Source organism: Streptomyces sp. NBC_00448 (genome assembly GCF_036014115.1).
Classification (GTDB): domain Bacteria; phylum Actinomycetota; class Actinomycetes; order Streptomycetales; family Streptomycetaceae; genus Actinacidiphila.
This window is the reverse complement of the sequence record NZ_CP107913.1, coordinates 3362035-3382534: the sequence shown is the minus strand read 5'-3', so window position 1 is coordinate 3382534 and position 20500 is coordinate 3362035. Positions and strand designations below refer to the sequence as shown.

Here is a 20500-nt window from a genome sequence, read left to right as displayed (position 1 = left end):
GCCAACTGCTTTCTGCACGTTGGCCACTTGTTCACCGGCGGCCCCCATCGGCCCATGCCTCCCTCCGTTCAGAGTGCCCTGGGGCCTCGGCAAAGGGGGCCGCACTGACGGCTCAAGGAGGGACGTTCATGGCCGAGTTGACTCGACGCAGACTCCTCGGATCGACGGCTGGAGTGGTGGGCGGCGCGGCCGCGCTGGCGCTGCTTCCGCCGAGCGTGCAGAAGGCGGTCGCCGCCGGCCCGCCGCGCAGCGGTTCGCTGCGCGACATCGAGCACGTGGTCATGCTGATGCAGGAGAACCGGTCGTTCGACCACTACTTCGGCACCCTGTCCGGCGTGCGCGGCTTCAACGACCCACACGCCAAGCGGCTGTCCACCGGCCGCTCGGTCTTCTACCAGCCGGACGCCGAGAACCCCGACGGCTACACGCTCCCCTTCCACCTGGACACCAAGAGCACCAGCGCCCAGGCGATCCCCTCCACCAGCCACGCCTACGCGGTGCAGCACCAGGCGTGGAACGGCGGCGCGATGGACCAGTGGCTGCCGGCGCACCGCGCGGCCGACGGCGCCAACGGCCCCTACGTGATGGGCTACTACACGCGCGAGGACATCCCGTTCCAGTTCGCGCTGGCCGAGACGTTCACCATCTGCGACAACTACTACTGCTCGATGATGGGCCCGACCTGGCCGAACCGGCTGTACTGGATGACCGGCACGGTCGACCCGGGCGGCACCAAGGGCGGCCCGATCATCAGCAACGTGGCGCCGAGCCCGTACCGCTGGACCACCTACGCGGAGCGGCTGCAGACGGCCGGCGTGGACTGGCGGGTCTACCAGGAGACCGACAACTACGGCACCAACATGCTGTCGGAGTTCCAGCAGTTCCAGGACGCCAAGCCGGGCGAGCCGCTGCACGACCGGGCGATGGTCTTCCAGCCCGAGGGCACCTTCGAGGACGACGCCCGCAACGACCGGCTGCCGACCGTGTCGTGGATTCTGCCCACCAGCTACCAGTCCGAGCACCCGGACTACCTGCCGGCCGCCGGCGCGGACTTCGTCGCCTCCAAGATCGAGGCGATCGCGTCCAACCCGAAGGTGTGGGCGAAGACCGCGTTCATCCTCAACTACGACGAGAACGACGGCCTCTTCGACCACGTGGTGCCGCCCACCCCCAAGGCCGGCACGCCGGACGAGTTCATCAACGGGCTGCCGATCGGCGCGGGCTTCCGGGTGCCGTCGATCATCATCTCGCCGTGGACGGTCGGCGGCTGGGTAGCGAGCGAGGCGTTCGACCACACCTCGTCGCTGCGGTTCCTGGAGCGCTTCACCGGGGTCGAGGAGCCCAACATCTCGCAGTGGCGCCGCCGCACCTTCGGCGACCTCACCTCCGCGTTCCGCTTCTCCGACACGACGCGGAAGCCGCCGCGCCTGCCCGACAACACCGCCGAGCAACTGGCCGAGGCCGAGCAGGAGGTCGCCACCCTCCCCAAGCCGACGCTCCCGGGCGCCGACCAGAGCTTCCCCAAGCAGGAGAAGGGCAACCGCCCCCACACGTGACCGGCAGGCAAGTCGTCGAAACGGTCCCGTGCCCCCCTCCAGAGGCGCGGGACCGCACGTGTGGACCCTGCCGCGAACGGCGGGCCGGTCAGAAGGTCCGGGATGCCGAGCCGGCGGCAACGGCCCGGCGGGAGGCCCCGGGCGCGGTGCGTACGGTGGCGCACAGGCCGGTGCCCGCGGGAGCCGCGGCGGCCGGCGCGGTGGCCGGATCGGCGGCGGCCCCCGGCGGGAGGGACGTCATCACCGCGGCCGGCGCCGTGAACCGTACGGCGTCCACGGGGAGCCGGTTCTCAAGACGGACCAGCAGCGCCGCGGCCGACAGCGCGGTCCCGGTCAGCAGCAGCCAGGGCAGCCGCGCGTCGGCGGCGTTCAGCGCGGTGAAGAGCGAGGGCGCGAGTGTGCTCGCCAGCGACCAGGAGAGCTGGTACGTGGCCATGTAGCGGCCGCGCAGCTCACCGGGTGCGGCTGCCACGGCGAGCGAGCCGGACGCCGGGTTGTGCACCGTCTCGGCGGTCGTGTAGAGCACCACCAGCGCGAACAGCCCGGCGGGCAGCACCCATCCGGAGTGCGGCCGGACCGTGCCGAGCAGCGCGAGCCCGGCGAACGCGGTCGCGAACAGGGTCGCCCCGAGCGCCGCCGCCCGGGTCCGCCGGCCGCCGCGGCGCCGTACCACCCCGGCCACCGCCACCCCGCCCACCGCGCACAGCACCGTGTTCAGCGTGAACGCGGCCCCGGTCAGCGCCTGCGGCAGCCCCAGCCGGCCGACGATGAACAGCGGGAACATCACCGGCAGCGCCGAATACCCCAGCGCGGTGAGGAAGTTGGCGCCGGTCAGGCCCAGGAAGGCCCGGTCGCGCAGCACCAGCCGGTAGCCCGCCGCCGAGCCCTGACCCGCGCGACCGTGCCGGAGCGGAAGAAGCGGCCGGAGCGGCCGGCGGCCCGCGGCCGCAGGCACCGGCGCCGCGCCCTGTACGCCCCGCGCGCCCCGCACGAGGAGGGCGGCCACCGCGAAGCTCGCCGCGTTGAGCCAGGCCGCGACCGTGAACCCGTTGCCGCCGGCGACCGAGATGGCCAGGGAGGCGAGCAGGGCGCCCGCGCCGAGCCCGCCGTTGCGCAGTGCGCGGGACGCCGCCTGGAGCCGGTCCCGGTCGGTGCCGGAGGCGACCTCGCCGATCCACGCCTGCTGCACCGCGGGGAACGCGCGGTCGCCGAAGGCGGTGAAGAGGGCGACGGCGGCGAAGGCCGGCAGCGTCGTCGCGAACGGGTAGAGCGCGAAGCCGATGCCGCGCACCCCGTAGAGGAGGAGCTGCACGCGGCGCGCGCCGTAGCGGTCGACGGCCGTGCCGGCCAGCGGCAGCGCGGCCATCCCGGCCAGCCCGACCGCGGTGAGCACCGCACCGACCACGGTGAACGACAGCCCGGTGATGTGGTGGAAGAAGACCAGGCTGAACGGCACGTACATGCCCGAGCCGACCGCGTCGACCCCCATCGCGGTGAGCATGGCCCGCTCGCCGGGAATCCCCGGCCGGCGCCGGGCCTCCTGGCCGGTCCGGGCCGCCGAACGTGTGCTGCTGCGCTGCATCGGAACCCCCGCAAGACTAAGTCGTTGCTAAGTAGCTTAGCAATAAGCGACTCGCAGGCAAGTGACTTTCCGAGAAGTAACTTACCTTCAAGCTACTTTCTTGCCTTCGACCGACCTCGCGCCGATACTCGGAGCATGGAAACCGACGCCGTCGACGCGATCACCGGCCAGTGGAACCGTGAGCGCCCGGAACTGGACACGCGCGCGATGGCCGTGTTCGGCCGGATCTACCGGCTGTCGCGGCTGATGGGCGACCGGATGGAGAAGGAGTACCGCCGGTTCGGCATCGGCCGCGGCGAGTTCGACGTGCTCTCCACCCTGCGGCGCTCGGGCGAGCCGTACACCCTCTCGCCCCGGCAGCTCTCCGCGACGCTGATGCTGACCACCGGCGGGATGACCGGTCGGCTGGACAAGCTGGAGCGGGCCGGACTGCTGGAGCGCTCGCCCGACCCGGACGACCGCAGAGGTCTGCGGGTCTCGCTCACCGCGCGCGGGGTCGGGGTGATCGACGAGGCGGTCGCCGCCGGGGTGGAGGTGCAACAGGCCGCGCTCGACGGCATGGACGACAGCCAGGCGGAGCTGCTGGCCGACCTGCTGCGGCAGTTGCTGGCCTCGACCGAGGCCCGCCCGTCGGGCACGCCGGGTGGGTCGGGCGCACCGGGCGCACCGGGATCGTCAGCCGGCCGGGCCGACGGCTCCGGGCAGCACTGAACCCCCGGACGCGCCTGGCGCGGGCGGGGGTTGCACGGGCATGGGCGGGGACGCGTACGGGGACGGCCGGGCCGCCCGGCCTCGGTCGTCCTACCGCGCGATCAGTGCTCTTGCTGCTGCTTGCGGGACTTGTCCGTCACGATGACCAGCCCGGCGATGACCCCGAACAGCACCAGCGGAATGGCCACGAACAGGCCGAGGGTCTGGAGCACGCTCAGACCCGAACCCGGGTCGTCACCGTCGTCGTGCGCCACGGCGAAGGCGGGGGACGACATCAACAGCAGCAGCGCCGTACCGGTGGTGACGACCCCGGCGCGCACGACCTTCTTGGTGAGCTTCTTGTCCACGTACTCAATGTAGTGACCACACCTGTGACCCGTGCGCGCGGGGTGCCTTACAGGCGCGTCGGGCGCGTCGCGAGCGCCCGCCGCACCTCGTCGGCGAGCGCGTGCAGCCGCGGCGACGCGGCGAGCTGCTCCAGGGTGAGCGGCCGCCCGTCCGGCCCGGCCACCGGCAGCCGCCAGTTCGGGTACTGCGTGGACGTGCCCGGCAGGTTCTGCGGGCGGCGGTCCCCGACCGTGTCCGGCAGCCACACCCCGATCATCCGCGCCGGGGTCCGGGCCAGGAACCGGTGCACCGCCTTCACCACCGCCTCCTCGTCCGCCGCGCCCTCCGGTAGCAGCCCCAGCCGGCCGAGCAGCGCGATCCACTCCGCGACCTCCGCGGCGTCCTCCGCCTGCTCCGCTTCGAGCGGCCGGCTGAGCAGTCCCAGCCGGTGCCGCAGCCCGACGTGCTCGCCGGTCAGCCGGGCCGCGGTGCTCGGCAGGTCGTGCGTGGTCGCCGTCGCCAGGCACGACTCCCGCCACGCCGAGGGAGGCAGCGGCCGGCGGTCCGGGTCGGCCCCGGAGTAGTCCCGCTCGAACCACAGCACGGACGTGCCCAGCACGCCCCGGTCGGCCAACTCCTCCCGCACCCCCGGCTCCACGGTGCCCAGGTCCTCGCCGATCACCACCGCGCCCGCTTCGTACGCCTCCAGCGCCAGCAGCCCGAGCATCGCCTCCGCGTCGTACCTGACGTAGGTGCCCTCCGTCGGCGGCCGGCCCTGCGGCACCCACCACAGCCGGAACAGGCCCATCACATGGTCCATCCGCAGGCCCCCGGCGTGCCGCAGCATCCGGGAGACCAGGTCGCGGTACGGCGCGTAGCCGGTCGCCGCCAGCGCGTCCGGCCGCCACGGCGGCAGCCCCCAGTCCTGGCCGCGGGAGTTGAAGGCGTCCGGCGGCGCCCCGACCGAGATGCCCGCGGCCAGCACGTCCTGCATCGACCAGGCGTCGGAACCGGCCGGGTGCACGCCCACCGCCAGGTCGTGCACCACCCCGACCGCCATCCCCGCGTCCCGCGCGGCCCGCTGCGCCGCCCCGAGCTGTCCGTCGGTGAGCCAGGTCAGCCAGGAGTGGAAGTCCACCCGCTCCATCAGCTCGCTGCGGGCCCGCGCCACCTGCGGCGAGCGCGGGTCGCGCAGCCCGGGCGGCCAGTTGTGCCAGTCCGGGCCGTGCAGTTCGGCCAGCGCCGACCAGGTGGCGTGGTCGTCCAGCGCCTGCCCCTGCTCGGCGAGGAAGTCGGCATACGCGGCCCGGCGGCCCGGGCTCAGCGGCACCGTGCGCAGCAGCTCCAGCGCCCGCGACTTCAGCGCCCACACCGCGTCCCGGTCGATCAGCGCGTCCTTGAGCAGCACCTGGTCGCGCAGTTCGGCAGCCTCGCGCAGCACGTCCGCGGCCTGCTCGCGCGACTCCGCCGGCAGGTAGGCGTACTCGGGGATCTCCTCCACCCGCAGATAGACCGGGTCGGGGAAGCGGCGCGAGGACGGGCGGTACGGCGAGGGGTCGGTCGGGCGGCCGGGCACGGCCGCGTGCAGCGGGTTGATCTGCACGAAGCCCGCGCCCAGGGTCCGGCCCGACCACGCGGCGAGGTCGGCCAGGTCGGCGAGGTCGCCCATGCCCCACGAGCGGGACGACAGGGTGGAGTAGAGCTGCGCCATGAAGCCGAAGGTGCGCTCCGGCGGGCCGGGCAGCCGCTCCGGCGCGACCACCAGATCGCCGGTCGCGGTCCGCCCGTCGGCGGCGGTGGCGCGCAGGACATAGCGGCCCGGCGCGGTCGGGGCGGCCGGCAGCGGCTCGCCGGTGCGGGTGGCCACGGTCAGCCGGGTGCCGCGCGGCAGCCGGGCCCGGACCGTGTCGAGGGTGCCGTGGCCGACCCGCAGCACCGTGCACGGGTTGAGCAGCCGGTGCGACTCGCGACGCTCGTACGCCGCCAGCGCGTTCTTCACCGAGCAGTGCGTGCTCGCGTCCACCCCGAGCGCAGCCAGCACGGCCACGATCGTCTCCTCCGGCACGGGCACTTCCGTATCCGCGGTCGGGCGGTACGTCACGTCCACGCCGTACAACCCGGCCAGCCGTACCCGGTCCATCGGGCCTCCGTCCTCACAGTGGGTGCACACACCCCTACCCCGGGGCGCCCCCCTCCTACCCCGCCCCGGGGGTCTCACCCGCGCGGAACCGCCGCCGGCGCGGGCGAACAGGGGCCGGTCGGGGAGATCCCTCCGGGTGGCTGGTCGGGAAAACCCCACCACGAGGACGCCGGAGAGCGCCATGGTTCGCGCGGCCCGCGCTTCGTAGCTTCGAAGCGTGGACGAATACGGAGCGAGCCCGATGACCAGCCCGACGACGAGCACGCCGAGCATGCCGGTCGGCACGGCGACAGGCACCGCGACAGGCACCGCGACAGGCACCGCGACCCACGCGGTGGAACTGCGCGGTGTGCGCCGGACCTACGGCCGGGGCGACGCGGCGGTGCACGCGCTGCGCGGGGTCGATCTGGCGCTGCCGCGCGGCAGTTTCACCGCGGTCATGGGGCCGTCCGGCTCCGGCAAGAGCACCTTCCTCCAGTGCGCGGCCGGCCTGGACCGCCCGTCGGGCGGCTCGGTGCTGCTCGGCGGCGAGGAGATCACCGGACTGAGCGAGAACAAGCTGACCCGGCTGCGCCGCAGCCGGATCGGCTTCGTCTTCCAGTCGTTCAACCTGCTGCCGTCCCTCACCGTCCAGCAGAACGTACTGCTGCCGCAGCGCCTGGCCGGGCAGCGCCCCGACCGGCGCCGGGCCGCGGCGATGCTGGCGCGGGTCGGCCTGGACGGGTACGGCAGGCGCCGTCCCGGCCAGCTCTCCGGCGGGCAGCAGCAGCGCGTGGCGATCGCCCGTGCGCTGGTGACCAGCCCGGAGGTGATCTTCGCGGACGAGCCGACCGGCGCGCTCGACACGGGTACGGCCCGCGACATCCTGGCGCTGATGCGGCAGGCGGTCGACGGCGGCCTGGACGGTTCCGGCCCGGCCGCGACGGTGGTGATGGTGACGCACGACCCGGTCGCCGCGTCGTACGCCGACCGGGTGCTCTTCCTGGCCGACGGGAACCTCGCGGGCGAGCTGGTCGCGCCCGACCCGACGGCCGTCGCGGACCGGATGGTCGCGCTCACCTCGCGGACCGGCGGGCCCGGCCGCGGTACCGACGGCCGGGCCCACCGGGACTCCGTGGCCGAGGCCGCCCGCGCCACCCGGGGGAGGGTGGCGTGAACGGCCTCGCCCGCGCCTCCGTACGCTTCCGGCCCGCGTCCTTCGTCGGCACGTTCGTCGCGCTGCTCTTCGCGGCCGCCGTGGTCACCGCGTGCGGCACCCTGCTCCAGACCGGCCTGACCGCGCACGTGCCGCCGGTCCGGTACGCCCACGTGCCGGTCGTGGTCGCGGCCGACCCGCAGGCCCACATCACCACCGGGCACGGCGACAACCAGGACTCCGACTCCGAGCCGCTCACCGACCAGCCCCGGCTCGCCACGAGCATGGCCGCCCGGATCGCCGCCCGCCCGGGCGTGGCCGCGGCCGTCCCCGACATCGCGTTCCCGGTGGGCGCGGCCCACCAGGGCGGCTCGGGCGCCGCGGGTGCGGGTGCGGGTGCCGGTTCGGCGGCCGGCCTGCCGCAACTGACCGGCCGGGACTGGTCCGCGCACCTGATCTCCCAGCCCCCCGCATCCTCTTCCGGTACGACCCCCGCCGATACGGCCCCCTCCGGTACGGCCGCCGGTGGCACGGCTCACGCGCCCGGCGCGGGCGAGGTCGTGCTCGACGCCGGCACCGCCCGCGCGGCCCACGTCTCCGTCGGGGACACCCTGACGCTGACCGCGCCCGGCCGGACCGCCGCCTACCGCGTCTCCGGGCTGGTCCCCGCCGACCGCTCGGCCGGCCCCACCGCGTACTTCGCCGACTCCGTCGCCGGTCCGCTCTCCGGCCACCCCGGCCGGGCGGACGCCATCGCGGTCTTCCCGAAGCCGGGCGTCGGCACGGACGCGCTGGCCGACCAGGCCCGGCACGCCGTCGGCGGCCACGCGAAGGTGCGCACCGGCGACGACCGGGGCGCGGCCGAGCAGCCGCAGCTCGCCGAGGCCAAGGAGATGATGACCGCGATCGGCGGCTCCTTCGGCGGGATCGCCACGGCCACGGCCGTGTTCGTGGTGATGGGCACCGTCGCTCTCGCCGTCGGCCAGCGCTCCCGGGAGATCGCGCTGCTGCGCGCGATCGGCGCCACCCCGCGGCAGATCCGCAGGACCGTCGCGACCGAGGCGCTGCTGGTCGCCCCGCTCGCGGGCGCCGCCGGGATCTGGCCCGGCGTCGAACTGGCCCGCTGCTGGCTGCGCCAGCTCGTCCACAAGGACGCGGTGCCGCACGGCGTGACCCTGTCCGTGGGCTGGATTCCGATGGTGGTCGCGGTCGGCGCCGGCCTGCTCGGGTCGCTCGTGGCCGGCTACCTCGCCGCGCGCCGCCCGTCGAAGGCCCGGCCCAGCGAGGCACTGGGCGAGGCCGCGGTGGAACGCCGCCGGCCCGGCGTGATCCGTACCGTGCTGGGTGTGGCCGCGGTGGTCGGCGGCTGCTTCCTGGCCGCGGTCGCCGCCCACGAGACCGGCGACGACGCCGCCTCGGTGGCACTCGGCGTCGTGTTCAGCCTCATGGCCGGAGTGGCCTTCCTCGGTCCGGTGGTGGCGTGGCTCGCCGCGTCCCTGCTGGGGCTGCCGCTGCGGGCGTCCGGCTCGGTCTCCGGGATGCTGGCCGCCGCCAACACCCGTGCCGCCGCGCGCCGGTTGGCCGCCGCGATCACCCCGATCGCACTGGTCACCGCCTTCTGCGGCACCCTGCTGTGCATGCAGGGGTCGATCACTCACGCCACGTCCCGGCAGATCCACCAGGCGGTCGTCGCGGACCAGGTGGTCGGCTCCGACGGCGCCGGACTGCCGGCCGCCACCGCCGACCGCGCCGCCGCGCTGCACGGCGTGGACACCGCGGTCGGCGTCCTGCGCACCGGCGCGCTCATCCGGGAGAGCGGGGCACTGGACTCGGAGAACCTGATCGGCGTCTCCGGCGACCCCGCCGCCCTGCCCAAGGTGCTCCAACTCGGCTTGAAGAGCGGCTCGCTGGCCGACCTCACCGGCGACGGCGGTACGGTCGCGGTCGACACGCTGCTGGCCGGCAGCGCCCACGTGAAGGTCGGCGGCCACCTCTCGCTCTGGCTCGGCGACGGCACCCAGGTCCGGCCCAAGGTGGTCGCCGTCTACGAACGGGGCCTCGGGATGGGCCAGTTGCTCATGCCGCGCGCCGCGGTCGCCGCACACGCGAAAACGGCGTACGACGCGCAGGTGCTCGTGCACGACGCGCCCGGCGCCGACCCGGCCGCCGTGCAACGGGAGTTGGCCGGGCTCGGGGTGCCCGGGCTCACCGTCACCGACCGGGCCGGATACCGCGCGCAGGCCGACAAGAACCTCGAACTCAACGCCTGGTCCAACCAGGTGATGGCCGCCGTGCTCGGCGGGTTCGCGACCGTCGCCGCCGCCAACACCCTGGTGATGACGGTCCTCGACCGGCGCCGTGAGATCGCGCTGCTGCGGCTGGCGGGCACGACCCGGCGGCAGGTGCTCGGGATGATGCGCTGGGAGGCGCTGGTCGTCGCCGCGGGCGGGCTCGTCATCGGCGGGGCGATCGCGTGGATCACCCTCGTGCCGATCGCCCGCGGGCTGACGGGCGCGAGCCCGTACGTGCCGCCGGGCACCGCCGGCGGCATCGTGGGGGGTGCGCTGGTGCTGGCCCTGGCCGCCACCGCCCTTCCCACCCGGGCGCTCCTGCGGCGTCCCGCGGCGACGGCTCCGCCCGAGTAGCGCCGCCCGGCCGGTTCCCCGCCCGGCCCCCACCGGGCGGGAGACGGGAACGAGACGGGAACCGTAACGGCGGCCCCCCGCGGGATGACTCACGCGGAAACGGACATTGGCGCCCGGAGATGGGCATTCCGCGTTCGTGCCGCGTTACGGCACACGTCACTTCCGCTGCCAAGCATCCCCGTGGGTGCCCCACGCCCGGGGCCGCTCGTACGCCTCAGCCTCCCCACGGGGGAACGAAATGCCCGCACCCGAGCCCGCCCGAACCCCTCCCCACGTCGACCGCCGCACCCTGCTGATCGCCTCCGGTACCGGCCTCGCGGCAGCGGGAGGCGCCGCCGCCTGGCTGTTCGGCCCCGGCTCCGACCGGGCCAGCGCCCGGGCGGCCACGGCGCCGACCGCTTCCGTGTCCGTCTCCACCCCGAGCACCGCGACCAACGCCACCACGGCGGCCCCGACGGCGCCGACGACCAGCGGGACCACCCTGCACTCCGTGGCCACCCCCACCGGCAGGGGCTCGTACCGCCGGCTCACCGACGGCCCCGGGTGGAAGCGGGTGGTCCGCGCCGACCTCGCCCCCGCGCACCCCGGCCGCGCGGACCGCCGTACCGCGATCGCCGCGTTCGTCCAACTCACCGACCTGCACGTGATGGACGTGCAGTCGCCGCTGCGGATGGAGTGGATGCGCGAGCACGGCCCGCACGACTGGCGCCCGCACGAGGCGCTGTCCGTACTGAGCACGCTCTCGCTCATCGACCGGGTGAACAGCCTGCGCGGCGGCCCGGTCACCGGCCACCCGCTGTCGTTCGCGATCACCACCGGCGACAACACCGACAACAACTCCACGATGGAGCTGGACTGGTTCCTCACCGCGATGAGCGGCGGCCGGATCGACCCCAACACCGGTGACCCGCAAGCCTTCGAGGGCATCCAGAACTCCGGGCTGCCGCTGTTCTGGCAGCCGGAGAGCGCCCGCACCGACGCCGACAAGAAGCTCGGCTTCCCGCACCTGCCCGGCTATCTGTCCGCCGCGATGCGCCCGCTCACCGCGCCCGGGCTGAAGATCCCGTGGTACTCGACGGTCGGCAACCACGACGCCCTGTTCAGCGGTGCCTACCGGTCCGGCCCGCACGGGTCGTTCGCCGGGCAGATCGCGGTCGGCGACCGCAAGTTGGAGCAGGTGCCGCACGCCGACATGCTGCGCGTGTACAAGGCCGTCAACGCGCAGCAGGACCCGGACGGCACGCTGGTGCGCGAGGTGCTCCAGCACTACGCCCGCACCGCGCGCACGGTCACCCCGGACGTGCGCCGCGCCCCCTTCACCCCGCAGGAGTACCTGGCCGCGCACCTCGACCCGCGCCGTACGGGCGCCGGTCCGGTCGGTCACGGCTACGCCGCCGAGGGCGTGGACGCCGACCACATGTACTACAGCTTCCCGGTCGCCGACGGCGTGCTCGGCATCAGCCTGGACACCACCGACCGGGGCGGCTCGTTCCTCGGCTCGATCGGCTCCGAGCAACTCGCCTGGCTGGGGCGCACCTTGGCCGCACACGAGGACCAGCACATCCTGGTCTTCAGCCACCACGCCGCCCACAGCATGACGAACCTGCGCACCGACCCGGCCCGCCCGCGCGAGAAGCGGCACAGCGGCGCGGAGTTGACCGCGCTGCTGAAGAAGCACCCGAACGTGCTGGCCTGGATCAACGGGCACAGCCACCACAACCGGATCGACCCGCGCGGCACCTTCTGGGAGGTCAACACCGCCTCCCACGTGGACTATCCGCAGCTCGGCCGGGTCATCGAGATCGTCGACAACCACGACGGGACACTGTCGCTGATCACCACGCTGATCGAGTCCGCGGCGCCGCACCGGACCGACTTCCACGATCTGTCGACCGGCGGACTGGCCTCCCTGTACCGGGAGTTGGCCTTCAACGCGCCCGGCGCCGACATCTCCTCGGCGAGCGGTGTCGCACACGACCGCAACGCCGAGTTGCTGCTCAGGAAGCGGTGAGGACGGTGCAGGCGCGCCGAGGGGCCGGACGGGAGCCGCTCAGCGCGGGGTGACCACCACGTAGGCGGCCGGGTCGAGTTCGCAGGACGCCATCAGCGCGGTCCTGACCACGGCCGCCTGCAGTTCCATCGCGTCGTGCAGTTTGGCGGGGGACAGGAACACCATCGTGATGCCCAGCGCCTCCAGGTGCTCGCGCTGCCGGGCGTAGTGGGACCACAGCGCGTCGTCGTCCGGGTCGAGGCAGACCGCGACGCCGTGCTCGGGCCAGAACGCGTCCACCCCGCCCAGCGGCGGGCCGCCGGGCAGCCGCAGGTCCACGTTCCATACCGGGTCGGGCAGTTGGTGGCAGTGCACCATCATGTACAGCCGCTGCTCGGCCATCGCGCGGTCCTCGCTGCGCAGCACGTCCACCGCGCGCCGCACCTGCGGGCGGGCCAGCAGTCCGGCCCGGGACAACTCCCGCAGTACGGCGGTGCCGTCGCAGTACCCGGACCGCACCGCCTCGGAGAGCAGCGCGCGTACGGCGTCGGTGTCGTCGAGTTCGGCGACGGCGTCGGCCACCGCGCGCGGCACCGGAGCGCAGGGCAGCCCCACCACGTCCAGTGGGCGCGGCAGTTCGCGGGTGCGGTGCACGCTGACATCACCCGCGTCGCGCAACCGCCGTTGCCACGGCACGAGCACGTCGATCACCGGGAGGCCGATCAGCGGGGGCACCGACGCGAAGTGGTACAGCGCGAGCGCGGCGAGCCCCGTCACCATCGCCTCCCGGCCGCCGCCGACCGGGCCGGGGCCGCCCGGATCGCGGCCCGCGTACAGCAGCGCGGCCCGTACGCGTTCCTCGCTGCTGGGTGGACCGGAGTGCAGCAGGCACACCTGCGGCAGGATCTGCTGCCAACGGCCGCCCGGGCGGCAGCGGTCGGCGATCTCGGCCGCGGTCAGGCCGAGTTCACGAAGCTGACGGAACGTCAGTACGGTCTCGTCGCAGTCGTCGAGGCGGTCCAGGGCGTGGGGGGTGAGGTCGTTCGCGTTCATGGCCGAGTGTTTCCCGCAGAACGGGTGGTTACTAACCGTTGTTACACGCTCGTTGACAAACCAGGACAACGCCGGGCTAAAGTCCCGCCCCGCACCTGCCGAGCTCCTCCCCTCCCCGCCACCCGAGTGAACGTTCCTCCACCCCCTCGGCCACGACGACGCAGCCGTGACCCCCCAGCCCCAGCCCCCAGCCCCCGCGCCCCAAGGGGGCGCGGGGAACTGCGCGCTCAGCCCACCACCGCGGCGCGCCGGGCCCGCAAGCCAAGCCCCCGCGGCGAGTTGACCCGCCCGCCGAAAGCTTCCGCGGGCGAGCCGGCCCACCCGGCGAAAGCTTCAGCGGCGGGCGTCGCACTCCTGCGCACGAACAGCCCGTGCCAGGTCGTCTCGGCCCTCAAGGACGAGACGCCGCAGCGCGGGAGCCGCTTCGCTCCGTTCGGAGAGCCACTCGTCGGTCGCCGCGAGGACGAGGGAACCCTGCTGGAGGGAGGGGTAGAGCCCGCGCACGACATCCATCGCGATCTCGATCGACCGCTCGGCCCAGACCCGTTCGATCGCGGCGAAGTAGGGAGCGACGTAGGGCTCGCCCAAGTCCCGTTGCCCGGGCTGGGAGAACCCCGCGATGGTCGCTTCGACGAGCGCGTTGGACAGGGCGTCGGACTCGACCACGGAGGCCCAGGCGGCAGCCTTGACCTCGGGGTCGGGCCGGGCCGCGAGGCACCGCACCTCGTGCCGGTTCCCGGACGCGGTGTCGTCCCTGGCCCGCTCCGCGGCGATCACGTCCGCGCCGGCCACGCCCTCGGCCGTGAGGGCCTCCAGGAACGTCCACCGCAGCTCCTGGTCGACATCGAGCCCGTCGATCTTCGCGGACCCGTCCAACAGCCCCTGCAGCAGCTGCAGATCGGCCGCCGAGGAGGAGACCGCCGCGAAGAAGCGGGCCCACGCCAGCTGGTGGCCGCTGCCCGGCTCGGCCAGCCGCAACTCGTGCAGCGCGCCCTCCGAAAGGGCCGCGCCCGCCTCCGCGCGCGCGTCCGGCGCCACGTAGTGGACCAGCGCGGTCCGCGCCTGGAGGTGCAGGGTCTGGAGGACCCCGATGTCGCTCTCCTGCCCGGCGAAACGCAGCACCAGGTCCAGGTAGTCCCGCGCGGGCATCAACGCGTCCCTGGTCAGGTTCCACACCGCCGACCAGGCCAGCGCCCGCGCGAGCGGGTCCGCGAGGTCGCCGAGCCGCTCGCGGAGGGTGGCCAGCGAGACCTCGTCGAAACGGGTCTTGGCGTACGTCAGGTCGTCGTCGTTGACCAGCACCAGATCCGGCCGCGGCTGCCCGGCCAGCTCGGCCACCGACGTGGACGGCCCGGCCACGTCGGCCTCCGCGCGGGCGTAGCGCTCCAACGTGCCGTCGGGCGTGCGCCGGTACAGGCCCACCGCGACCCGGTGCGGGCGCAGCCGCGGCTGCGAGCCGTCCGCGGTCTGCGCCACCGACAGCTCGGTGATCCGGTCCTGCGCGTCACAGACCACCTGCGGAGTCAGCGAGTTGACGCCCGCGGTCTCCAGCCACGCCGCCGACCAGGCGGCCATGTCCCGGCCCGAGGTCTCCGCGAGCACCGACAGCAGGTCCGCCAGCGTGGTGTTGCCGTACGCGTTCCGCTTGAAGTACCGCCGGGCCGCCTCCAGGAACGCCTCCCGCCCCACGTACGCGACGAGTTGCTTGAGCACCGAGGCGCCCTTGGAGTACGTGATCCCGTCGAAGTTGAGCTTCGCCGCCTCCAGGTCCGGGATGTCGGCCACCACCGGGTGGGTGGAGGGGAGTTGGTCGGCCCGGTAGGCCCACGCCTTGCGGCGGTTGGCGAAGGTGATCCACCCCTCGGTGAACTCGGTCGCCTCCACCTGCGCGAAGGCGCCCATGAAGTCGGCGAACGACTCCTTGAGCCACAGGTCGTCCCACCACCGCATGGTGACCAGGTCGCCGAACCACATGTGCGCCATCTCGTGCAGGATGACGTTCGCCCGGTGCTCGTACGACGTCCGCGTCACCTTCCCGCGGAAGACGTACTCCTCGCGGAACGTGACGCACCCGGGGTTCTCCATCGCGCCGAGGTTGTACTCCGGCACGAACGCCTGGTCGTACTTCCCGAACGGGTACGGGTAGTCGAAGTTCTCGTGGAAGAAGTCCAGCCCGCGCTTGGTGACGTCGAAGATCGCGTCGGCGTCGAAGTGCCGGGCCAGCGAGCGGCGGCACAGCGCGGACAGCGGGATGTCCAGCACCGCGCCGTCGGGGTGCGTGCGCGCGTAGTGGTCGTGCTCCACGTGGTACGGCCCCGCGACCACCGCGGTGATGTAGGTGGAGATCGGCTGGGTCGGCACGAACGCGGTGGTGGCGCCGCCGCCCTCGGCCGGCGTCGGGTCACCGTCCGCCGCGCCGTTGCTGAGCACCGTCCAGCCCTCGGGCGCGGTCACCCGGAAGGAGAACGGCGCCTTCAGGTCCGGCTGTTCGAAGTTCGCGAACACCCGCCGGGAGTCGGCCGGTTCGTACTGCGTGTAGAGGTAGACCTCGCCGTCCTCGGGGTCCTCGAAGCGGTGCAGGCCCTCGCCGGTCCGGCTGAAGGCACACCGCGCGTCCACCACCAGGGTGTTGCGCTCGGCCAGGTCGTCCAGCGCGATCCGCGCCCCGTCGAAGACCGCCGCCGGGTCCAGCTCCCGGCCGTTGAGCCGCACCGACGTCACCGAGGGCGCGATCAGGTCGGCGAAGGTCGAGGCACCCGGCCGCGCGCAGCGGAAGTCGATCACCGTGGTCGACCGGAAGGTGCGCGGTTCGCCCGCGGCGGCCGGCCCGACCGCGGAGCGCACGTCCAGCGCCACGTCGTACCGCTCCACGGACAGGATCGCGGCCCGCTCGCGGGCCTCCTCACGGCTCAGGTTCTCGCCGGGCACGTGGCGGCTCCTCTCAGTCATGGCACTCCTGCCGGTGGACGCGCCGGATCGCGGCGCCCTGGCATCCTCCCACGGCCCCTGCGAGGTGGCAGCGGGGAATGACCCGGGGTGCGGAGCGCGTTGTACGTCTGGGTGGAAGGTGTCGCCCGACGACCGCCGACCGCCCGTCCCTGACACGATGTTGTGAACGAGGAGCATGCCGTGACCGCGACCGCCGCTGAGAAGACCCCAGCCGATTTCTGGTTCGACCCGCTGTGCCCCTGGGCCTGGATGACCTCCCGCTGGATGCTGGAGGTGGAGAAGGTCCGCCCGGTCGAGGTGCGCTGGCACGTGATGAGCCTCGCGGTGCTCAACGAGGACAAGCTCGACACCCTCCCGGAGCAGTACTCCACCTTCCTGCGCGAGGCATGGGGCCCGGTCCGGGTCGTCATCGCCGCCCAGGAACTGCACGGCGACGCCGTGGTCGGCCCGCTCTACACCGCGCTCGGCACCCGCTTCCACAACCAGGCGAAGCCCAAGACCCGCGAGACCATCGTGGAGGCCCTGGAGGAGGTCGGCCTGCCCGCGTCGCTCGCGGACCACGCGGACTCCGACGAGTACGACACACAGCTGCGCGCCTCCCACAAGGAGGGCATCGACAAGGTCGGCCAGGAGGTCGGCACCCCGGTGATCGCCGTCCCCGGCGCCGACGGCGAGCAGATCGCCTTCTTCGGCCCGGTCGTCACCCCCGCGCCCAAGGGCGAGGAGGCGGCCCAACTGTGGGACGGCACCTTGATGGTCGCCGCGATCCCGGGTTTCTACGAGATCAAGCGCACCCGCACCCAGGGCCCGATCTTCGACTAGGAGCACCCGCCCCGCCATGCCGCACCTCGCCCTGACGGCCCTGGTCGTACGCGACTACGACGAGGCCCTCGACTTCTACACCCGCGCCCTCGGCTTCGAGCTGCGCGAGGACAGCCCGCGTGGCGACGGCAGCCGCTGGGTGGTCGTCGCGCCGCCCGGCGCCCGGGAGTCGGCCCTGCTGCTGGCCCGCGCCGCCACCCCCGCGCAGGCCGAGCGGATCGGCGACCAGAGCGGCGGCCGGGTCGGCTTCTTCCTCCACACCGACGACTTCGCCCGCGACCACGCCCGGATGGCCGCGGAAGGCGTCGTGTTCGAGGAGCCGCCCCGGCGCGAGCCGTACGGCACGGTTGCCGTCTTCCGCGACCTGTACGGCAACCGCTGGGACCTGCTCCAGCCCGCGTAGCGCGGAAACGCGCCTTGGTGGAACCCCACAGCGCCCGCAGCGTACGGGGCGGCCTCGCACCGGCCGCCCCGTACCCGTGTCCGCGGGTCTTCATGGCGTGACGAGTCTCACGTGAGCTGCTGAAAGGGCGTACGGCGACGGGCCGGTGGGGGAGGGGCGGTGGGGCTCGGGTCGCGGGTGAAGCCTCCAAGGGCGGCCGCCGCGCTTTGTCGAGGTCCGACGATGATCAACGCGCGGGTGCTGCGCTAGCGTCGCGATGTCCCGACCGCCCTCGCACCCTCGCGGAGTCACCCATGAGCACCGCCGCTTCCTCGGCCCCCGGCACCGTACTCGCCGATCTGCTGCCCGCCTCCTCGGTCAACCGGGCCCGGCTGCGGGACGCCGCGCTCGTGGTCGGCGGCGCCGTGCTCACCGGTCTGGCCGCGCAGATCTCGGTGCCCGTGCCGGGGTCGCCCGTGCCGGTCACCGGGCAGACCTTCGCGGCGTTGCTGGTCGGCACCGCGCTCGGCGCCCGCCGCGGCTTCGCCGCCCTCGGGTTGTACGCGGTCGCGGGGGTCGCCGGGCTGCCCTGGTTCGCGGAGGGCAGCTCCGGCTGGTCCATGCCCACGTTCGGCTACATCCTCGGGATGATGCTCGCCTCCGCGGTCGTCGGTGCGCTCGCCCGCCGCGGCGGTGACCGTACGGTGCTGCGTACCGCCGGCGTCATGGTGCTCGGCTCCGCCGTCGTCTACGCGGTCGGCGTGCCCTACCTCGCGCACGCCGCCCACCTCTCCACCGCCGACGCCCTCCGGCTCGGCCTGCGCCCCTACCTGCTCGGCGACGCGCTCAAGGCCGCCCTCGCGATGGGCTTCCTCCCCGCGGTGTGGCGCGCCCTCGACCGCTGAGGAAGAAGGGTGCCCCTGACCCCCCGGGGTGCCCGGTGCTGTCGGTCCAGGGACCACCTGCCGGTGGGGGTTTGTCGCGCAGTGCCCCTTTGGGGCGAGGCCTTCCTCCGCGGAAGGAGCCGAGCATTGCCAGGGGCGCGGGGAACTGCGCGACCAGCCCTCCACCGGCAGGTGGTCCCGGGGGCGACCGGGCGGGGCACCCCGGGGGGTGGAAGAATCACCGCATGCGCGTCTACCTCGGCTCGGATCACGCCGGCTTCGAACTCAAGAACCACCTCGTCGAGTGGCTGAAGGCCAACGGGCACGAGCCCGTGGACTGCGGTCCGCAGATCTACGACGCGGTGGACGACTACCCCCCGTTCTGCCTGCGCGCGGCGAGCCGTACGGTCGCCGACCCCGGCACCCTGGGCATCGTGATCGGCGGCTCGGGCAATGGCGAGCAGATCGCCGCGAACAAGGTGAAGGGCGTCCGCGCCGCACTCGCGTGGAGCGAGCAGACCGCCTCGCTCGCCCGCCAGCACAACAACGCCAACGTGCTGAGCATCGGCGCCCGCATGCACACGCAGGAGGAGGCGCTGAAGTTCGCCGAGGTCTTCCTCGCCACGCCGTACTCGCAGGAAGAGCGCCACCAGCGCCGGATCGACATGCTCGACGCCTACGAGGCGACCGGCGAGCTCCCCCCGATCCCGGCCCACCACCCGCAGCAGGACTGACACCGCACAGCGGGACCGACACCACACGGCAGGACCGACACCACCGATGCCCGAGGGCCACACGATCCACCGGCTGGCACAGGAGTGCCTGGAGCGGTTCGCCGGTCGGCCGACCCGGGTCGGCAGCCCGCAGGGCAAGTTCGCCGACAGCGCGGCGCTGCTGGACGGCGCCGTGCTGGAGGGCGTGGACGCGCACGGCAAGCACCTGTTCCTCGGCTTCGAGGGGCGGGGCTGGGTGCACATCCACCTCGGCCTGATCGGGAAGATCGCGTTCGACGGGGACGCGGTGACCGACACCGTACGGCTGCGGCTGGTCGGCGGCCGGCACGGCGACCAGGCGATGAACCTGCGCGGCCCGGCCGCCTGCGAGCTGATCACCGGCGGCGAGAAGCAGGCGGTACACGACCGGCTCGGCCCCGACCCGCTGCGCGCGGGCGACGACCCCGGCCGCGCCTACGCCCGTATCTCCCGCTCCCGGATCTCCGTCGCCGCGCTGCTGATGGACCAGAAGGTGCTCGCCGGGGTCGGCAACGTCTACCGCGCGGAGGCGCTCTTCCGGCACGGCGTCGACCCGTTCCTGCCCGGCCGGGCGCTGTCCCGCCCGCTGTGGGACGCGATGTGGGCCGACCTGGTCGTGCTGATGCGCGAGGGCGTGCGCACCAACCGGATCGACACGGTGCGCCCCGAGCACGAACCGGAGGCCATGGGGCGCCCGCCGCGCCGCGACGACCACGGCGGCGAGGTCTACGTCTACCGCCGTACCGGGCAGCCGTGCCTGATCTGCGGCACCGAGGTGCGCACCCGGCCGCTCGCGAACCGCAACCTCTTCTGGTGCCCCACCTGCCAGCCGCCGGCGCCCGAGTCCGCGCTTACCGCCGACCGCTGAGCGCGCACGTCCGACGGCCGAGCCGGGCGAGCCGCCGAGCCCCGCGGGCCGTTGAGCCCGCCGGACCGCCGCGCCTCGTGGACCGCCGAACCCGGTAGACCACGGAACCCGGTCCCGTACGGGCATCCGGCCGCGGTCAGTCCACCGGGACGCCCTGCGGCGACTTGATCCGCTTCATGATCATCTGCGAGTTCACGTCGGAGACCCCCGGCAGCGCGATCAGCTTGTCGGTCCAGAACCTCTCGTACGCGTCGGAGTCCGCCACCGCGATGCGCAGCAGGCAGCCCGGCGCACCGTAGAGCCGGTACGCCTCCACCACGTCGGGCGTCGACTGCACCTCGGCCTCGAACGCGGCGACCGAGTCGCGGTCGCGGTGCACCTCGACCGACGCGAAGACCTCGAAGCCCCGGCCGACCGCGGCCGGTTCGACCACCGCGCGGTAGGTCTGGATCACTCCGTCGTCCTCCAACTGCCGCACCCGGCGCAGGCAGGGGGAGGGGGTCAGGCCCACCCGCTGGGCCAGTTCCTGGTTGGTCAGCCGGCCGTCGGCCTGGAGCTCGCGCAAGATACTTCTGTCGATGGCATCCATAAGAGGGATTCCTACCACGATATGGCGGACTGCCGATCGGTATTAGCAATCATATGGCAGGTCTACGCGCATATCATTGTGCTGGGGAATGCCGTGCGCCCGGGGAGGCGCGACA

15 protein-coding genes and 1 pseudogene are annotated in these 20500 nt (G+C 73.7%); 10 read left to right on the top strand and 6 right to left on the bottom strand.

Features of this window, described 5'->3' with window-relative positions:
- The first annotated feature begins 128 nt into the window (after positions 1 to 128).
- Complete coding sequence (locus OG370_RS14295; protein WP_328464209.1) at positions 129 to 1556, top strand: alkaline phosphatase family protein; 1428 nt, start codon at positions 129 to 131, stop codon at positions 1554 to 1556.
- A gap of 88 nt (positions 1557 to 1644) precedes the next feature.
- Here OG370_RS14295 and OG370_RS14290 read toward each other — a convergent pair whose 3' ends face one another.
- Entirely contained in the window at positions 1645 to 3138 is a 1494-nt protein-coding gene (locus tag OG370_RS14290; RefSeq protein WP_328464207.1) for an MFS transporter, read from the bottom strand.
- Positions 3139 to 3273: 135 nt separating this feature from the next.
- Between OG370_RS14290 and OG370_RS14285 the strand changes: the two are divergent.
- Positions 3274 to 3759 (top strand): annotated as a pseudogene (locus OG370_RS14285) (MarR family winged helix-turn-helix transcriptional regulator); the annotation flags it as partial.
- A 191-nt stretch (positions 3760 to 3950) separates the two neighbouring features.
- On the opposite strand, the gene OG370_RS14280 reads toward OG370_RS14285, so the two are convergent.
- Positions 3951 to 4196 carry a hypothetical protein gene (locus OG370_RS14280; RefSeq protein WP_328464203.1) on the bottom strand — a complete coding sequence of 82 codons (246 nt, stop codon included), beginning with the start codon at positions 4194 to 4196 and terminating at the stop codon, positions 3951 to 3953.
- A 47-nt stretch (positions 4197 to 4243) separates the two neighbouring features.
- Complete coding sequence (malQ, locus tag OG370_RS14275; protein ID WP_328464201.1) at positions 4244 to 6316, bottom strand: 4-alpha-glucanotransferase; 2073 nt, start codon at positions 6314 to 6316, stop codon at positions 4244 to 4246.
- 271 nt (positions 6317 to 6587) lie between these two features.
- On the opposite strand from malQ, the gene OG370_RS14270 reads away from it, so the two are divergent.
- The 3 genes from OG370_RS14270 to OG370_RS14260 all read left to right on the top strand — a co-directional run bounded on the left by OG370_RS14270 (position 6588) and on the right by OG370_RS14260 (position 12107).
- Positions 6588 to 7472 carry an ABC transporter ATP-binding protein gene (locus OG370_RS14270; RefSeq protein ID WP_328474082.1) on the top strand — a complete coding sequence of 295 codons (885 nt, stop codon included), beginning with the start codon at positions 6588 to 6590 and terminating at the stop codon, positions 7470 to 7472.
- Entirely contained in the window at positions 7469 to 10096 is a 2628-nt protein-coding gene (locus OG370_RS14265) for an FtsX-like permease family protein (RefSeq protein WP_328464199.1), read from the top strand. Before OG370_RS14270 ends, OG370_RS14265 begins: the two co-directional genes overlap by 4 nt.
- Positions 10097 to 10334: 238 nt before the next feature.
- The gene (locus OG370_RS14260) at positions 10335 to 12107 is read left to right on the top strand and encodes a TIGR03767 family metallophosphoesterase (protein ID WP_328464197.1); all 1773 of its coding nucleotides are present in this window, start codon (positions 10335 to 10337) and stop codon (positions 12105 to 12107) included.
- A gap of 39 nt (positions 12108 to 12146) precedes the next feature.
- Here OG370_RS14260 and OG370_RS14255 read toward each other — a convergent pair whose 3' ends face one another.
- Together OG370_RS14255 and pepN are read right to left on the bottom strand one after the other, a co-directional pair.
- A complete protein-coding gene (locus OG370_RS14255) occupies positions 12147 to 13139 on the bottom strand; it encodes a hypothetical protein (RefSeq protein WP_328464195.1) in 993 nt (330 codons plus the stop codon).
- Between the two features lie 333 nt (positions 13140 to 13472).
- Positions 13473 to 16067 carry an aminopeptidase N gene (gene pepN / locus OG370_RS14250; RefSeq protein ID WP_328474080.1) on the bottom strand — a complete coding sequence of 865 codons (2595 nt, stop codon included), beginning with the start codon at positions 16065 to 16067 and terminating at the stop codon, positions 13473 to 13475.
- 201 nt (positions 16068 to 16268) lie between these two features.
- Here pepN and OG370_RS14245 point away from each other — a divergent pair, with 201 nt between their 5' ends.
- The 5 genes from OG370_RS14245 (at position 16269) to OG370_RS14225 (ending at position 19796) form a co-directional block, all read left to right on the top strand.
- Complete coding sequence (locus tag OG370_RS14245; RefSeq protein ID WP_328464193.1) at positions 16269 to 16910, top strand: mycothiol-dependent nitroreductase Rv2466c family protein; 642 nt, start codon at positions 16269 to 16271, stop codon at positions 16908 to 16910.
- Positions 16911 to 16926: 16 nt separating this feature from the next.
- The gene (locus OG370_RS14240) at positions 16927 to 17313 is read left to right on the top strand and encodes a VOC family protein (RefSeq protein ID WP_328464191.1); all 387 of its coding nucleotides are present in this window, start codon (positions 16927 to 16929) and stop codon (positions 17311 to 17313) included.
- Positions 17314 to 17606: 293 nt separating this feature from the next.
- The gene (locus OG370_RS14235; RefSeq protein WP_328464189.1) at positions 17607 to 18197 is read left to right on the top strand and encodes a biotin transporter BioY; all 591 of its coding nucleotides are present in this window, start codon (positions 17607 to 17609) and stop codon (positions 18195 to 18197) included.
- Between the two features lie 224 nt (positions 18198 to 18421).
- On the top strand, positions 18422 to 18910 hold the full coding sequence (locus tag OG370_RS14230; RefSeq protein WP_328464187.1) for a ribose-5-phosphate isomerase: 489 nt from the start codon (positions 18422 to 18424) through the stop codon (positions 18908 to 18910).
- 46 nt (positions 18911 to 18956) lie between these two features.
- Positions 18957 to 19796, top strand: a complete 840-nt coding sequence (locus tag OG370_RS14225) for an Fpg/Nei family DNA glycosylase (protein WP_328464185.1) — start codon at positions 18957 to 18959, stop codon at positions 19794 to 19796.
- A gap of 136 nt (positions 19797 to 19932) precedes the next feature.
- Here OG370_RS14225 and OG370_RS14220 read toward each other — a convergent pair whose 3' ends face one another.
- Positions 19933 to 20385 carry an Lrp/AsnC family transcriptional regulator gene (locus OG370_RS14220; protein ID WP_328464183.1) on the bottom strand — a complete coding sequence of 151 codons (453 nt, stop codon included), beginning with the start codon at positions 20383 to 20385 and terminating at the stop codon, positions 19933 to 19935.
- Positions 20386 to 20500 lie beyond the last annotated feature (115 nt).